Origin of the sequence: Arthrobacter sp. NPDC056727 (assembly GCF_042790555.1) — a bacterium.
Classification (GTDB): Bacteria; Actinomycetota; Actinomycetes; order Actinomycetales; family Micrococcaceae; genus Arthrobacter.
The window spans coordinates 213843-229507 of sequence record NZ_JBHTZA010000007.1 but is presented as its reverse complement, the minus strand read 5'-3'; the positions used below and the strand labels follow the sequence as shown (position 1 = coordinate 229507).

Sequence of the window (15665 nt, the reverse complement as noted above, 5' to 3'; positions counted from 1 at the left end):
CCAAACACGGCCTGCACCACCTGGAAATCTTCGCCACCGCCGAACAGTTCGAAACCATCACCACCGCCATGAACACCGCCACCAACCCCCGCACCACCACACCAGGACACGAAAACGGCACCGGGGACGGCGCAGGGGACGGCGGCCAAGGCACCGGCGGCGAAGGAACAACCAGCAACGTGACCGGCGCGGCGGCGGACCCTGATGCTGTCCTGGCCCGCTGGGACACCCCCGGCGTCCCGGAGATCGACCTTGACCACCGCTCCCAGGGGCAGAAACGCCTCGACGGGCTCGTCGGCGCGCTGAAGGCTGCCCTCACCACCGACGCGCTGCCCGCCAACGGCGGACACCGCCCCCAAATCCTGGCCACCATCGACTACCGCGACCTCTACGCCACCGTCGAGCAATGGCAGAACCAAAACCTCCTCCAAACCCAGGGCGCACCAGGACGGCAGCCTGCCTCCACCGGCCACAGCGCTGACGGCACCGCCCTGTTCGCGTTCAGCGGCCCGGTGAACCCGGCCACGATCCGCAAAATCGCCTGCGACGCCGACATCACCCCCGTCCTCCTCGGCAGCCAAGGCAGAATCCTCGACGTCGGCCGCACCACCAGGGTCTTCCCGCCCCACATCCGCAAGGCCATCATGGCCCGCGACCAAGGCTGCGCGTTCCCCCAATGCACCATGCCCGCACCCTGGTGCGAAGCCCACCACATCACCTACTGGTCACAAGGCGGACCCACCAGCACCGCCAACGGCGTCCTGCTCTGCAGCCACCACCACCACCTCATCCACAAAGAAAACTGGACCATCGAAGTCACCAACGAAGTCCCCTGGTTCAAACCCCCACCAGAACTCGACCCCCACCGAAAACCCCGCCGCAACCAATACTTCCGCTCACGACCCCACCGCGAATGAGCGCGGACCGACGGGGAATAGCGGGACATGCGTTCGCGGGTGGCGCCTGACTACGGCTATCGGCCGCTGGAGAAATCCAAGGAGATCCGCTCTGCCGTGGCCACGATTTCCTTCGTCACGGACTCGAGGTACGCCTGGGGATCCGGCTTGGCTGCCACCGACTGGGCCTGCAGCGAAACGTTGACGGCTGCCACCACCTTCGGGCCGTGATAAACAGGCGCGGCCACGGACATCAGCCCCAGTTCGAGCTCCTGGTCCAGCAGGCACCAGCCTTGTGCCCGGACTTTGTCGAGGACGGCCAGCAGGTCCTTCACTGTGCCGATCGCGCGCGGAGTGAGCGGCTTGATCTCCGCCGCCGCCAGGTATTCCTTCAGCTGCTCGGGAGGGAGCCCGGCAAGAAGTACCCGGCCCATCGACGTGGCATAGGCGGGGAACCTGGTGCCCACGGTGATGCCAATCGTCATGATCCGGCGGGTGGTCACCCTGGCGATGTAGGCGATGTCGGTTCCGTCCAGCACCGCTGCCGACGTCGACTCCCCAAGCTTCAGGGACAGTTCCTCCAAGTGCGGCTGGGCCAGCTGCGGCAGCGAGAGACCGGAAAGATAGGCGTAGCCGAGCTGCAGCACCTGGGCCGTGAGCGCGAAAGTCTTGCCGTCGGTGCGGACGTAGCCCAGCTCCACAAGCGTGTGCAGGAATCGCCGGGCTGTGGCGCGGGTGAGATCGGTGCGTGCAGCCACCTCGGTAAGCGTCATGTCAGCGTGCTCCGTGTCGAACGCGCGGATCACCGCGAGCCCCCGCGCCAGCGACTGCACATACTGGTCACTCGCCGTCGGCGCCGCCCCGTCCTTGGGCGGGCGGCCCGCCCGTGGCGTGGTCCCTGCTGCTGCGTCGGTCATGGTTACCAATCCTATTAGCCCTTTTCCAGCGCGAACGGACACCTTAGGCCCCAGCCACAAGCGCGAACGTACAGTTGTGGCCCCTTGAACCGGGCAATTTGGGGCCACAACTGTACGTTCGCGCTGGGATGTGGGAAAACGTTACTGTCCGACGGCGGGGGCTGCGGTGAGGGGGACGGGCACCAGGGCCTGCAGTTCCTCGAGGGTGCAGCCGAAGGTTTCGCGGACGCGGACGCCGTCGGGGCCGGTGAGGAAGACGGCTTTGTCGGTGTAGACGCGGGTGACGCAGCCGACGCCGGTGAGCGGGTACGTGCACGCCTCGACGATCTTGGACGCGCCTTCCCGGGTCAGCAGGGTCATCATCACGAAGACGTCCTTGGCGCCGGTGGCCAGGTCCATCGCACCGCCCACGGCGGGGATCGCGTCGGGTGCGCCGGTGTGCCAGTTGGCGAGGTCCCCGGTGGCGGAGACCTGGAACGCGCCGAGGACGCAGATGTCCAGGTGCCCGCCGCGCATGATCGCGAACGAGTCGGCGTGGTGGAAGTACGAGGCTCCGGGGAGTTCGGTGACGGGGATCTTGCCGGCGTTGATCAGGTCCCCGTCGACCTGGTCTCCGGTGGCGACCGGTCCCATGCCGAGCATGCCGTTTTCGGTGTGCAGGGTGATGTTCTGCTCGGGCTTGAGGTAGTTCGAGACCAGGGTGGGCTGGCCGATGCCGAGGTTCACGAACGAGCCGGGGGCGATGTCGCGGGCCACCAGCTTGGCGAGGTCGTCCCGGCCCAGCGGGGTTTCGGACGTCTGGATGGACGTTTCTACAAGGCTCATCTCAGGCCACCTGTCCTTTCAGGTCAGTGCCGGCGACTGCTGCACCGCTGGAATCAATACGGACGATGCTGTTGACGTAAATACCGGGGGTCACGATGTTCTCCGGGTCCAGGGAACCGGTGGGCACGATCTCGGAGACCTGCACGATGGTGTGTTTCGCGGCGGCGGCCATGATCGGACCGAAGTTCCGGGCCGTCTTGCGGTACACGAGGTTCCCCACGCCGTCGGCCTTCAGCGCCTTGATCAGCGCGACGTCGGCGTGGATGGGGGTTTCGAACACCTGGCCGCGGCCGTCGATGATCCGGGTTTCCTTGCCCTCGGCCAGCATGGTGCCATACCCGGTGGGCGTGAAGAACCCGCCGATCCCGGCGCCGGCGGCGCGGATCCGTTCGGCCAGGTTGCCCTGCGGCACCAGCTCGAGCTCGATCTGCCCGGCCTTGTACTTGGCGTCGAAGTGCCAGGAGTCGGACTGCCGCGGGAAGGAACAGATCATCTTCCGCACCCGGCCTTCCTTGATCAGCAAAGCGAGGCCCTGGTCGCCCTGGCCGGCGTTGTTGTTCACCACGGTGAGGTCGGTGGCGCCGGAGTCCAGCAGCGCGTCGATCAGTTCGAACGGCTGCCCGGCGTTGCCGAACCCGCCGATCATCACGGTGGAGCCGTCCTTGACGGCCGCGACGGCCTCGTCGACCGTGTCAACGAACTTCAGCATCGCCTATGCCTTTCCGGTAGTGGCGGTTACGTTTTCGAGGACGACGGCGAGACCCTGCCCGACGCCGATGCAGATCGCCGCGACACCCCACCGCTGCCCGGAGGCCTGCAGGGAGCGGGCGAGGGTGCCCAGGATGCGGGTGCCGGAGGCGCCGAGGGGGTGGCCCATCGCGATCGCGCCGCCGTGCCGGTTCACAATGGACGGGTCGATGCCCCAGGCGTTGATGCAGGCCAGGGACTGCGCGGCGAACGCTTCGTTAAGTTCGACGGCGCCCACCTGGTCCCAGCCGATGCCCGCCTTCGCGAGAGCCTTGTTCGCCGCCTCCACCGGCGCGAAGCCAAAGAACTGGGGGTCGTTGCCGTGCGCGCCGCGCCCGGCGATCCGCGCCAGCGGCTCCAAACCCAGGATCGACGAAGCGCTCTCGGACCCGATCCACGCCGCCGACGCACCGTCGGAGAGCGGGGACGCGTTCCCGGCGGTGACCGTGCCGCCCTTCGTGGCGCCGGACGCGGCGTCGTCGGCCTCGGGACGGAACACGGTCTTCAGCCCGGCGAGCTTCTCGGCCGACGAGCCGGGGCGGATGCTTTCGTCGCGGACCAGGTCGGTGCCCGGCACCGGGGCCACCAGGTTGTCGTAGAAGCCCTCGTCCCACGCGGCGGCGGACAGGTTGTGCGAGGCAGCGGCAAACTCGTCCTGCTGGGCCCGGGTCACCCCGTACTTCTCCCGCAGCCGTTCGGTGGCCTCGCCCAGCGAGATGGTCCACTCCTTCGGCATGGCCTTGTTCACCAGGCGCCAGCCCAGTGTGGTGGATGCCAGCGTCATGTCCCCGGCCGGGTACGGCTTCTCCGTCTTCGGCAGCACCCACGGCGCCCGCGACATCGATTCCGCGCCGCCCACCAGCACCAGATCCGCGTCGCCGGCGTTTATCTGCCGGGACGCGATGATCGCCGCGTCCAGCGACGAACCGCACAGACGGTTCACCGTGGTGCCCGGGATCGAAACCGGGAGCCCGGCCAGCAGTGTACCCATCCGGGCGATGTTGCGGTTCTCCTCGCCGGCGCCGTTCGCGTTGCCGAACACCACCTCGTCGATGCGCTCCACATCAAGTCCCGGAGCGCGCTTCACGGACTCCTTGATCACATGGGCGGCAAGGTCGTCCGGCCGCACACCGGCAAGCCCGGAGCCGAACTTCCCGAACGGCGTGCGTACGGCGTCGTAAACAAAAGCCTGGTTCATGAATTCCTCGAATTGTCTGGGCCCAACTGGCTGGCAATTAATGCGAGCTAGTTGGGTGGGGTGTCAGTTGCAGGGGTGTCCATGGTTGCGTTGTCCATGGCCGCGTTGTCCATTTGCTGGAAGACCTGCTGGGCTGTCTTGAAGGCGGTGTTGGCGGAGGGGACTCCGCAGTAGATGGCGGTCTGCAGCAGGATCTCCTTGATCTCGTCCCTGCTCAGGCCGTTGCGGATGGCCGCGCGGATGTGCATGGCCAGCTCTTCCCAGTGCCCGTGCGCCACCATGGCGGTGATGGTGACGGCGGAGCGCATCTGGCGCGGCAGGCCCGGACGGGTCCAGATTCCGCCCCACGCGATGCGGGTGATCATGTCCTGGAAGTCCTCGGTGAAGGCGTCCATGTTGGCGTTGGCCCGGTCCACGTGCGCGTCACCGAGCACTTCGCGCCGGACCACCATGCCGCCGTCGTAAATCTCCTGGCTGGTGGCGTCAGGCTGGACCACCCCGTTGCGCTGGGTTCCAGATGCCACCGTGCCGGCCGCCTGCGTGCCGGTGGCTTCGGTGCCGCTCATTTGGCTGCTCCCCGTGATTCGGCCCAGGTGATGAGGCTGCGCATCAGCTCGGTCACGTGGGCCGGTGCCTCTGCGGGAGCCAGGTGTGCCACGCCCTCAAGGGTCGCGGCGGAGGCAGTGCCGCCGCCAGCGGTGATTCCTGCGGCTACCTCTTCGGCCATCGACGGCGGCGCCACGCCGTCCAGCGCGCCGGCCACCACCTGCGTCGGGACGGTGATGCTGCCGAGCTGGTCGCGGACATCGAAGCCGGCCAGGGCCTCGCAGCAGAAGGCATAGCTGAAGCGGTCGGCGTCGCGCAGGGAGTGCAGGAGCCGGCTGCTGAACTCGGGGTCGCGGTCCATGAATCCGGGGGCGAACCAGCGTTCGGCCGAGCCCTGGATCATCACCGGGGTGCCCTGGTTTCGGACGGTCTCAGCGCGCTCAAGCCAACCCTCGGGGGTGCCGAGCTTGGCGCCGGAGCACTGGACGGAGAGGCTCTTGAGTCGGTCACCGTGCTTGATGCCCAGCTGCAGGCCGGCGGCGCCGCCCAGGGAGACGCCGGCGTAGTGGAATTTCTCGCCGGGCGCGATTGAGTCGACAAGCTCGACGACGGCGTCCGCCAGGTCGGCGACGCTGAAGGTTTCAGCAGCGGCCGGAGAGACACCGTGGCCGGGCAGGTCCCAGGCGACCACATCGAAGTCGTTGCCCAGGAGGGAGCCGGCCTGGGACCACAGCACGGAGGAGGTGCCGAGCGACGGCCCCACGATCAGGAGCGGTCTGTCGCCCAGCGCGCGCTGGGGGGAAAGCAGCACTGCCTTCACTGCTGGTTTAGCCACGGGAATCTCCGTTTCCGTCGGGTTCGGTTGAAGCTGTTGAAGTTGAAGGACCCGCAAAATCCGCGAAGACAGCGAGGATCCGCCGCGAGATCTCGGCGGCCTGCCCGAGGTAGCTGGCGGGGTCCAGCAGCTCCTCGAGCCGATCGTCGGAGAGCCGGTCCGCGGGGACGGCATCGCGCAGCAGCCTTCGGTAGACGGCTGCCTGTTCGGCGGCCGGGGCCTCGAGCGTTTTGTCGACGACGGCCTGCAGCTGCTGCTTCCCGTCGGCACCAGCTCCGGCAGCCGAAAGAAGCGGCGCCACGGCAGCGGAGACCCCTTCGCTGAGCAGCAGCGGCCCGGACAGGTCCAGGTTCCGCCGCATGCCCTCGGGGAGGACCTGCAGACCCTCGGCAAGTTCCCTCAGGTGGCCAGCGGCTCCGAGGGCCAGGGCGAGCAGGTGGCGCAGGGCCGGCCATTCGGTATGCCACGCACCGTCGGGACGTTCGTCGTTGAAGGTGGCTGCGGCAAGGTGCAGCTGCGCAGCCAGGCCGGGAGCCTGCAGGGCAGCGCTGCGGACCAGCACGGACAGCACCGGGTTCTGCTTTTGCGGCATCGCCGAGGAAACTCCGCGGCCGGGGGCGCGCGGTTCGGCCACCTCGGCCACCTCGGGACGGCTCAGGAACAGGACGTCGGCGGCGATCTTGCCGAGGGCATCCACGACGGCGGCCACGGCGTCGCCGAGCGACGTCACGGCCAGCCGGTTGGTGTGCCAGGGTGCCGGCGCGGCGGCGAGGCCCAGTTGGGCGGCAAGAGCGTCAGACAGTGCAAAGGGGTCCGTGCCCGAGCCTGACGTCAGCACAGTCCCGGCGGCCAGCGTTCCCGCCGCGCCGCCGAACTGCACCGGCAGCTCCAGCGCCTCGAGCCGGCGCGCCGCAGCCGCGAGCCCCTGGAACCACTGCGCAGCCCGGAGTCCGAACGTGAACGGCAGCGAATGCTGGGTCAGGCTCCTGCCGACGCACAGCGTGTCCGCATGCTGTTCCGCCAAGCGGGCGAGCGCCGCCGTCGTACCCTTCACATCGGCGAGCAGCGCCGCAACGGTGTTGCGGGCCACCAGCATCAGGGCGGTGTCCAGAACATCCTGGCTGGTCAGCGAGGTGTGCACCGCACGCTGCGCACCAACGCCATTGGCGCCGACACCGGCACCGTCCAGTGCCTTAACCTGGGTCCGGAGGTCGGCCAGCAGCGGGATCACGGGGTTCCCTCCGCCCTGGGCGCGGCGGGCGATATCGGCAAGGTCGTACCGGGAGGCGTCGGCGGCGTGGGCCACCACGGCAGCGGAACCGGACGGCGCGAGGTCGTGCTGCTCGAGCACTGCGGCCCAGCCGGCCTCGACGGCGAGGATCGCCGCGAGGACGGCACGGTCGCCGGTCAGCGCCGTCACGAGGGGCGACGCCGACACGGGACTGAGCAGCCCGACGTCGCCCTGGAGCCCGGCACCGCCGGAACCCGCTGCCTGGAACCCGGTCACTTTGCGGCGCCCCCGGTTCCGGTGTTGGTTTCAGTTCCCTGGAAGTCGAGGAAGACGGTTTCGCCCTCGCCCTGCAGGCGGATGTCCCAGGTGAGGCCGCCGTCGGCGTCGCGGCGTGCGATCAGCGTCTTGCGCCGCTCGGGATCCAGCGAGGACAGCAGCGGGTCCTTGGCCAGTGCTTCCTCGTTCTCCGGCAGATAAACGCGCGTGAAGAGCCGGTTCATCAGGCCGCGGGCAAAGACTGCCACAGAGATGAAGGCCGCCGCGCCGGGTTCGGTGGGGCCGGGGTTCACCGTGGTGAAGGTGTAGACGCCGGTGTTGCCCACGGCGCTGCGGCCGAAGCCGGTGAAGGTGTAGCCGTCGCGGACGAGCGAACCGGTCCGGTGCACGACGTTGCCCTCTGTGTCCGGCTGCCAGATTTCAAGGATGGCGTCCGGAATGGCGTGCCCCGCGCCGTCGTACACGGTACCCTGCAGGCGGATGGAGCCCGGGGACCCGGGGGCCAGCAGTTCGCGGTCCTTGTTGTAGGGCAGGGCGTAGCCGTAGAAGGGGCCCACGGTCTGGCCCGGGGTGGGAACAAGCTTGGTGGAGTTACTCATGGTCGTCGCCTTCCGCGCCCAGCGCCTCGTTCTCGGTCCAGGTCCGCTTGGAGCCCGTCAGGATGATGTCCCAGTTGTAGCCCAGTGCCCATTCCGGCTCCGTCAGGTCGTGGTCGTAGGTGGCCACGAGGCGGTCGCGGGCGTCCTGGTCCACGATCGACTGGTAGATCGGGTCCAGCGGGAAGAGCTGGTCGCCCGGGAAGTACATCTGGGTGACGATGCGCTGGGTGAACTCCTGGCCGAACAGCGAGAAGTGGATGTGCGCAGGCCGCCAGGCGTTCAGGTGGTTCTTCCACGGGTACGCGCCGGGCTTGATGGTGGTGAAGCGGTAGGAGCCGTCCGGGCCGGTGATGCAGCGGCCCACGCCGGTGAAGTTGGGGTCCAGCGGTGCGGGGTGCTGGTCGCGTTTGTGGATGTAGCGGCCGGCGGCGTTGGCCTGCCAGATCTCCACCAGCTGGCCGGCAACCGGGCGGCCGTCACCGTCGAGCACGCGGCCGGCGACGATGATGCGTTCGCCCTGCGGTTCGCCGTTGTGCTGGATGGTCAGGTCCGCTTCCAGCTCGTGGACGTCCTGGTGGCCGAACGCCGGGGAGTACAGCTCGATGGTTTCCGGGTCCGCGTGGTGCAGGCTCTTGGTGGGGTGGCGCAGGAGGCTGCTGCGGTAGGGCGGAAAGTCCAGGCGCGGCTGGGTTTCCGGTGCCGCGCCGTCCTTCAGCGCCCGGGAGTAGGCGTCTCCGATGGCTTTGATCTCCGCGTTGAGATCCTGCTGGGTTTCCACGCGGGGCTTCTCTGCGGGGACCGTGGGGACGGCCTGGGTTGCGGCCGGGGTTGCGGGTACTGCGTCCGACAGGTCCTCGGTCAGCGCGTCGGCGTTGTACGTTGCGAGATTCACGTCTTCAGGCACAGCAGCCTCCTTTCAATCTGTGGTTGGGCAATTCGATCTGCGGTTGAGATCAGCGGTTGGTTTGGGTCAGTTGGTGCAGGTGGTCGTACTGGACTGCGTGCCGCACCGGCGCGTTAGGTGCTCCGTAGCCGTCGTAGTTGCCGCGCCGTTCCACCATTTCGAAGAACACGCTGCCCACCGTGGCGGTATAGAAGTGCAGGAACTCGCCGTCGGCGTCGCGGTCGTAGAGCAGGTTCAGGTCGCGCAGCGTGGCCAGGAGCCCGGGGTCGAGGTCGAACCGGGCGGCCAGGTCCTCGTAGTAGTTCTCCGGGATCTGCAGAAAGGCCAGTCCCCGGTCGCGCGCGGCGCGGGCGGTGGCCACCAGGTCATCCACCGCGAAGGCGATGTGCTCCTGGTAGCTCTTGCGCGCCCCCTCCTGCTGGATCAGCGGCGCGAGGTTCAGGACGAGCCGGACGTCCCGGTCCGAGGTCTGCATGACCTGCGAGCGGACCAGCCCGCTGGGGCTCGCAACCTCCGCGTACGGCAGCGGCTCCAGCGCCAGCGCGCTCGTATAGAAGAGGACGGCCTCGTCGAAGTGCTGCCACGGCTGGGCCAGGTTCACGTGGTCGATCACCGCGGTCCGGGCGCCGGAGGGCACTTCCAGCCCCTCGCCGAATTCGCGGGTCCACGCAGCGGTCCCGTCCGGGTTGCCCTGGCACAGGAAGATTTCGGTGGAGTCGGGGGCCGCGAAGCCCTGGAAAACTTCCTCGTTGGCCTGGCTCTTGCGTGGAACCACGGGGGCCTTGAGCTGCTGGGCGCGGGCGGAGGCAATCACCGGGGAGTCGACGTCGAACCCCAAGGCGGCGATGGCCGGTTCGGCCGCTTCGGGGGCCTGTTCGTTGATGATCACGCGGGCGTGGCCCATGGTCCAGAGCTGGACGTCCTTGGTGCGGTGGCGGCCGTTGAACTCGAAGCCGAGCTGGCCGAGGACCGTTTCCAGCACCCCGGTGTCCGCGGCCTTGACCTCGGCGAAGTTAAAGCCGGCGGGCTCTGCCACCTGCGGCAGTGTTGCCAGTTCCATCGGATAACGACGGCGGGCGGCAGCCTGGGTGCCAGTGGCACCGGCGGCGCTCCCGGAGGGGGCCAGAGCGTTCGTCTCCAGCCATTTGGCGCTCTGCTCCTCCAGCCAGATCAGCGAGCGCATGGCGTCGACGGCGGTGCGTTCGACGTCGGACTGGCGGAAAACATCGTTGAAGACCTCCAGCGATACCGGCCCGGTGTAGCCGGCGCGGACCACGTGTCCCATGAACTTGGCGAGCTCAAACTGGCCCTCGCCCGGGAAGACGCGGTAGTGCCGGCTCCAGGAGAGCACGTCCATGGAGAGCTTGGGGGCGTCGGCCACCTGGACGAAGAAGATCTTGTCCGCGTTGAAGTCCTCGATCGGCGCGGTGTCCCAGTCGCGGGACAGGATGTGGAATGAGTCCAGGCAGGTGCCGAGGCTGGGGTGGTCCACCATCCCAACGAGGCGGTGGGCGTGTTCGTAGTCGTTGACGTACTTGCCCCACGCGAGGGCCTCGTAGGCGACCTTGACGCCGTGCCCGCCGGCGAGCTCCGCCAGGGCGGCAAGCTGCGACGCGCGGAGGTCGTCATCGTCGATCGTGGCGGTGCCGACGTTGGAGCAGACCAGGATGGTGTCCATGCCCAGCCGGGACATGAGCCGGAACTTGGCTTCCGCCCGGCGGAGGTTGGCCGCCAGCAGGTCCCCGGGGACGCTGTCGAAGTCGCGGAACGGCTGGTAGAGATCCAGCGTGAGGCCCAGGTCCGCGGCCATCCTGCGGACGTCTTCGGGGCTCAGCGGGGAGGTGACCAGGTCCTGCTCGAAGATTTCGATGCCGTCGAAGCCTGCAATGGCGCAGGCCTGCATCTTTTCCTTCAGCGTGCCGGAGAGGCAGACGGTGGCGATTCCGGTGCGCATTAAACGGCCACCTCTTCGGCGGCGATGAGCTCCAGGAAGTGGGCGCGCATCCGGTCGGCGTCGGGCTCAAGCCCTGTGAAGATCCGGAAGGCGTCGGCGGCCTGGCCCACGGCCATGCGTCCGCCGTCGAGCACCTGGCAGCCCTTGGCCCGCGACTCCCGGACCAGCTCGGTTTCGATGGGGCGGTAGACGATGTCCGCCACCCAGTGCCGGGGCTCGACGAGTGCCATGTCCAGCGGCGTTCCCGGGTGGGCCGCCATCCCCACGGGCGTGCAGTGCACCAGCCCGTCGGCGGCGGGCATCAGCTGCGGCAGCTCCGCCGTCGTGCGGGCCGTGACGGTGCGGTCCGGGAAGAAGCCGGCCAGCTCGGCGGCCCGTTCGGCGCAGCGCGCCGGATCCATGTCCACCAGTTCCAGCGTCTGCACGCCGGCGGTGAGTAGGGCGTAGGCGACAGCCGATCCGGCCCCGCCCGCTCCCAGCTGCACCACCCGGTCCAGCTTGGCGCCCGGAAGTCCGGAGGCGAGGGCGGCGGCAAAGCCGGAGAAGTCTGTGTTGTGGCCGATGAACCGGCCGTCCTGGATCACCACCGTGTTGACGGCGCCCAGCCGTTCGGCGTCCGGGGCGATTTCGTCGAGGTGCTGGAGGACCAGCTGCTTGCAGGGGTGGGTGACGTTCAGCCCGTTGAAGCCCATCCGGTACGCGCTTTGCAGCAGGTCGCCGACGGCGGAGGCCGGAAGGTCGAGCTCGTGCAGGTCGATGGGGCGGTACAGGTACCGGACACCCTGGACGTCGCCTTCACGCTCGTGCATGTGGGGTGAAAGCGACGGCATCACGCCATCCCCGACAAGTCCTATGAGGTAGGACTCGGTTCGATTGCTCATGCGTTCGGCTCCTTCGACAACGGCACTCGGCCACTGATGGCGCCGGTGACGCCCCCTGCTGGCTGGGTGATGGGAATAACAGTACAGCAAAGTTCACATATTGCACTAGTGTTCTAGATGCGAACAAATTTATTCGTTCGTTCGGCTCAGCGCTGCGGCAGCCGGGCAGAAAGCTCGACGGCGGCCGCCTGCAGCAGGGGCACCGTCGCCACCAGCGCCTCCATGCTGAGCCGGAAGACCGGAACCGCGGTGGCCAGGGAGGCGAAGGCGGTGCCCTGGGAGTTGAAGACGGGCACCGCCACGGCGCGCATGCCGAGCTCGTTCTCCTCGTCCATGACGGCGTAACCCTGCCGCCGGACCTTCTCGATCTCGGCGCGGAAGGCATCCCGGTCCGTGATGGAGAGGCTGGTCAGCGGCTCCAGCGGGAGGTCTTCGAGCAGCCGTTCGCGGTCCTCGTCCTCCGCGAACGCGACAAGCGCCTTGCCCACGGAGGTAGTGTGCAGCGCGCCGAGGTAGCCCGGATCGCTGGTCACCCGGAACGTCTGCGGGCCGTCCACCTTGTTCACGGTGAGATGGTGGATGCCGTCGCGGACGGAGAGGATGGTGGCTTCCCCCGTCTGCTCGGTCACGCGGCGCAGAATGGGCAGCGCCGTGCCGGCGAAGCCATGGTGGTTGGAGACGGCCTGGCCCAGCTGGAAGATGCGCAGGCCGAGGTGGTAGCGGCGGCCGTCGGGCTCGTAGTCCACAAAGCCGTCGCGGGTGAGTGAGCCGAGGAGACGGTATGTGGTGCTGAACGGAAGGTCCGCGCGCCGGGAAATCTCCGCCGCACTGGCCCCGCGGGGCTCATCCCCCAGCAGGACCAGCAGGCCCAGCGCCTTGCCCACCATGTCTGTGCGGGCTTCACCCTTCGCGGGCTTTACTTCCTCGACGGGGGCATCCGCGGCGGCTTCTTCAACTGCGCCGGCTGTTTTAACGACCTCTGCGCTTGTGGCTTCCTTCACATTCATATGTCGATGTTGCCACAATGTGAGAGCTATTTCTAGATGGCGGATAACTTTCTTGACAGGTGACTGCCCTCACAGCCATAGTTGCTGTATCGCACAAGTAGCTCCCACCATGTGGCTACTCAGTCCGGGTTTATCCAAGGACCTCCAACCGCCCCCTTCCTCAACAAGGACGGCGGCAGCGACACCTGATCTGTCCCGCGACAACGTCGTCCCCCGAAGGAACACCATGAGCCAGACCATTCCGTCCACCACGCCGGGCACCGCTGCCCCGGCCGGGACCCCGAAGAAGGCAGCCCTTGCCAGCTTCCTCGGCAGCGCCGTCGAGTACTACGACTTCTTTATCTTCGGCTCGGCAGCCGCGCTGATCTTCCCGCACGTGTTTTTCCCGAGCGCTGACGCCAACGCAGCCATCATGTCCTTTGCGACGTTCGGCTTCGCCTACGTCGCACGGCCGGTCGGCGCTGTGATCCTGGGCCACTTCGGTGACCGGGTGGGCCGGCGCAAGGTCCTCATGTTCACCCTGGTCCTCATGGGTGCGTCCACCTTCCTGATCGGCTGCCTGCCGGACTTCAACACCGTCGGCTGGTGGGCTCCGGCCCTGCTGGTGCTGGCCCGTCTCTGCCAGGGCCTCTCCGCAGCCGGTGAACAGGCCGGCGCATCCTCCATGACCCTGGAGCACGCCCCGGACAACCAGCGCTCCTTCTTCACCTCGTGGACCCTCACCGGCACCCAGGGCGGCCAGATCCTGGCCGCGCTCGTCTTCATCCCGGTCCTCGCCCTGCCGGACGAGATCAAGTACGGCATCGGCTGGCGGATCCCCTTCTGGCTCAGCGCCGTGGTTGTTGTGGTCGCTTTCTTCATCCGCCGCTCCCTGCACGAGCCGCCGGCCTTCGAAGCCGCCCAGAAGTCAGCCCAGATCGCCAAGCTGCCCGTGGCCGACCTGCTCAAGGCCCACTGGCGCGACGTCCTCCGGGTCATCTGCTGCGCCTTCATCGCCGCCGTCTCCACCGTGTTCGGCACCCTTGCCATCAGCTACGCCAAGACCGTTGCCGGCGTGGACGGCACCATCACCCTCTGGCTCGTGGTGGGCGCCAACCTCGTGGCCCTTGGCACCCAGCCGCTGTTCGGCAAGCTGGCCGACCGCATCGGGCGGAAGCCCGTCTACATCTACGGCGCCCTGTCCAGCGCCGCGCTGGCCCCGCTGTTCCTGCTGAGCCTCGAGTCCGGCAACGTGCTGCTGATGTTCCTGGCTGCCATCGCCTTCTTCTCCTGCGGCTATGCTGCAGCGAACGCCGTCTGGCCCTCCTTCTATGCCGAGATGTTCAGCACCAGGGTCCGCTTCTCCGGCCTGGCCATCGGCACCCAGCTCGGCTTCCTCATGGCCGGTTTCGCTCCGGCGATCGTGGCTGCCATGGGCGGCATCAAACCCGGCGGCTGGGTGCAGATCAGCATCTTCACCGCGGTCATCTGCGTCATCGCAGCCGTCTCGGCCCTCACGGCGAAGGAGACCTTCAAGGTTCCCACCAAGGAGCTCGGCCTCAAGTAGCCTCCGCCCGCCCGCATGACCTGCGACCCGCCGTCGTGCCCCTGTTTGCTTCCCAACAGGATCGCCACACGGCGGGTCGCGGCGTTTTCAGGGCGTTTTGGTTTTAAAGAAGGTCACGACGGCGGTCCGCACCTTCAGGTGGCGAGCACCTCGGCGAGGTCGAACTTCACCGGTTCCTCGAGCTGTCCGCAGGTGCAGGACTCAGGGTCCCGGTCCGGGCGCCACCGCACGAACTGGGCCGTGTGGCGGAACCGTTCACCCTCCATGTGGTCGTATTTCACTTCCAGCACCCGCTCCGGCCGCAGCGGCGTGAAGGACAGGTCCTTGCCCGCGCTCCACCGGCTGCCCTCCGCGTTGCGCGGTGTCCGGCTGCCCTCCTCCTGCTTGGCCCAGGCCCACGGGTGCTCGTCGAAGCTGGTGACCAGGGGCTGGAGTTCCTCGAAAAGCTCCTTGCGGCGCTTCATCGGAAAGGCACCGACGACGCCAACGCTGGCTAGTTCGCCGCCGGGCTTGTACAGGCCCAGCAGCAGCGACCCGATGGAGTCGGCGCCGCTCTTGTGTACCCGGTAGCCGGCCAGGACGACGTCGGCGGTCCGTTCGTGCTTGATCTTGAACATCACGCGCTTGTCCGGCTGGTACGCCCCGTCGAGCGGCTTGGCAATGATCCCGTCCAGGCCGGCGCCCTCGAACTGGTGGAACCACTTTCCTGCCAGCTCCGCGTCCTGCGTGGCGGCGGTCAGGTGGACCGGGGCCTTGGCCGCGGCCAAAGCCTGTTCCAGGGCCGCGCGGCGTTCGGCGAAGGGACGGCCGCTGAAATCCTCCTCGCCGAGGGCCAGCAGGTCGAAGGCGACGAACCTGGCCGGCGTCTGTTCGGAGAGCAGCTTGACCCTGCTGGCCGCGGGATGGATCCGCTGCTGCAGGGCGTCGAAGTCCAGCCGGTCCCCGGAGGCACCCACCAGGACGATTTCGCCGTCGATCACGCATTTGGGCGGCAGGTTGGCCTTCAGCGCCTCCACGAGCTCCGGAAAGTAGCGCGTCATCGGCTTCTCGTTGCGGCTGCCGATCTCCACGTCGTCGCCGTCACGGAAGATGATGGAGCGGAATCCGTCCCACTTCGGCTCGTAGCTCAGGCGGCCTTCGGGGATGGCGCCGACCGCTTTGGCCAGCATCGGGGCGACAGGGGGCATTACCGGCAGCTGCATAGGCCCCATTCTTGCCCGGCGCCCGCCCGGATGCCACCCCCGTTTGATGTCACCGCTTCGGCGCGTGCACCCTCGACACGGCCCGCGGCCGCCGGTAGACA

The 15665-nt window shown here is 68.0% G+C and carries 15 protein-coding genes; 2 read left to right on the top strand and 13 right to left on the bottom strand.

Features of this window, described 5'->3' with window-relative positions; all coding sequences use genetic code 11:
* Positions 1-917: DUF222 domain-containing protein (locus ACFRAH_RS09740; protein WP_377990687.1), on the top strand; the 917-nt coding region annotated here is incomplete at its 5' end.
* Between the two features lie 56 nt (positions 918-973).
* Here the strand turns inward: ACFRAH_RS09740 and ACFRAH_RS09735 are convergent.
* From ACFRAH_RS09735 to ACFRAH_RS09680, 12 genes are all read right to left on the bottom strand, one after another.
* A complete protein-coding gene (locus ACFRAH_RS09735; RefSeq protein WP_377990686.1) occupies positions 974-1813 on the bottom strand; it encodes an IclR family transcriptional regulator C-terminal domain-containing protein in 840 nt (279 codons plus the stop codon).
* 141 nt (positions 1814-1954) lie between these two features.
* Positions 1955-2638: a 3-oxoacid CoA-transferase subunit B gene (locus ACFRAH_RS09730; RefSeq protein ID WP_377990685.1), complete on the bottom strand. Its 684-nt coding sequence runs from the start codon at positions 2636-2638 to the stop codon at positions 1955-1957.
* Position 2639: 1 nt separating this feature from the next.
* Positions 2640-3347, bottom strand: a complete 708-nt coding sequence (locus tag ACFRAH_RS09725) for a 3-oxoacid CoA-transferase subunit A (RefSeq protein WP_377990684.1) — start codon at positions 3345-3347, stop codon at positions 2640-2642.
* Positions 3348-3350: 3 nt separating this feature from the next.
* Positions 3351-4583, bottom strand: a complete 1233-nt coding sequence (locus ACFRAH_RS09720) for a thiolase family protein (protein WP_377990683.1) — start codon at positions 4581-4583, stop codon at positions 3351-3353.
* Positions 4584-4630: 47 nt separating this feature from the next.
* A complete protein-coding gene (gene pcaC, locus ACFRAH_RS09715) occupies positions 4631-5149 on the bottom strand; it encodes a 4-carboxymuconolactone decarboxylase (protein WP_377990682.1) in 519 nt (172 codons plus the stop codon).
* On the bottom strand, positions 5146-5964 hold the full coding sequence (locus ACFRAH_RS09710) for an alpha/beta fold hydrolase (protein ID WP_377990681.1): 819 nt from the start codon (positions 5962-5964) through the stop codon (positions 5146-5148). Before ACFRAH_RS09710 ends, pcaC begins: the two co-directional genes overlap by 4 nt.
* The gene (locus ACFRAH_RS09705) at positions 5957-7471 is read right to left on the bottom strand and encodes a lyase family protein (protein WP_377990680.1); all 1515 of its coding nucleotides are present in this window, start codon (positions 7469-7471) and stop codon (positions 5957-5959) included. Before ACFRAH_RS09705 ends, ACFRAH_RS09710 begins: the two co-directional genes overlap by 8 nt.
* The gene (pcaG, locus tag ACFRAH_RS09700) at positions 7468-8070 is read right to left on the bottom strand and encodes a protocatechuate 3,4-dioxygenase subunit alpha (protein WP_377990679.1); all 603 of its coding nucleotides are present in this window, start codon (positions 8068-8070) and stop codon (positions 7468-7470) included. Before pcaG ends, ACFRAH_RS09705 begins: the two co-directional genes overlap by 4 nt.
* Entirely contained in the window at positions 8063-8974 is a 912-nt protein-coding gene (gene pcaH, locus ACFRAH_RS09695) for a protocatechuate 3,4-dioxygenase subunit beta (RefSeq protein WP_377990678.1), read from the bottom strand. Before pcaH ends, pcaG begins: the two co-directional genes overlap by 8 nt.
* Positions 8975-9023: 49 nt before the next feature.
* The gene (locus ACFRAH_RS09690; protein WP_377990677.1) at positions 9024-10928 is read right to left on the bottom strand and encodes a bifunctional sugar phosphate isomerase/epimerase/4-hydroxyphenylpyruvate dioxygenase family protein; all 1905 of its coding nucleotides are present in this window, start codon (positions 10926-10928) and stop codon (positions 9024-9026) included.
* Positions 10928-11809, bottom strand: a complete 882-nt coding sequence (locus tag ACFRAH_RS09685; RefSeq protein WP_377990676.1) for a shikimate dehydrogenase — start codon at positions 11807-11809, stop codon at positions 10928-10930. The genes ACFRAH_RS09690 and ACFRAH_RS09685 overlap by 1 nt, the downstream gene beginning before the upstream one ends.
* 146 nt (positions 11810-11955) lie before the next feature.
* On the bottom strand, positions 11956-12816 hold the full coding sequence (locus ACFRAH_RS09680) for an IclR family transcriptional regulator (RefSeq protein WP_377990675.1): 861 nt from the start codon (positions 12814-12816) through the stop codon (positions 11956-11958).
* Between the two features lie 226 nt (positions 12817-13042).
* Between ACFRAH_RS09680 and ACFRAH_RS09675 the strand changes: the two genes are divergently transcribed.
* Positions 13043-14362 (top strand): MFS transporter, encoded by a 1320-nt coding sequence (locus tag ACFRAH_RS09675; protein ID WP_377990674.1) that lies wholly within the window; start codon positions 13043-13045, stop codon positions 14360-14362.
* A 134-nt stretch (positions 14363-14496) separates the two neighbouring features.
* Here ACFRAH_RS09675 and ACFRAH_RS09670 read toward each other — a convergent pair whose 3' ends face one another.
* A complete protein-coding gene (locus ACFRAH_RS09670; protein WP_377990673.1) occupies positions 14497-15564 on the bottom strand; it encodes an ATP-dependent DNA ligase in 1068 nt (355 codons plus the stop codon).
* Positions 15565-15665 lie beyond the last annotated feature (101 nt).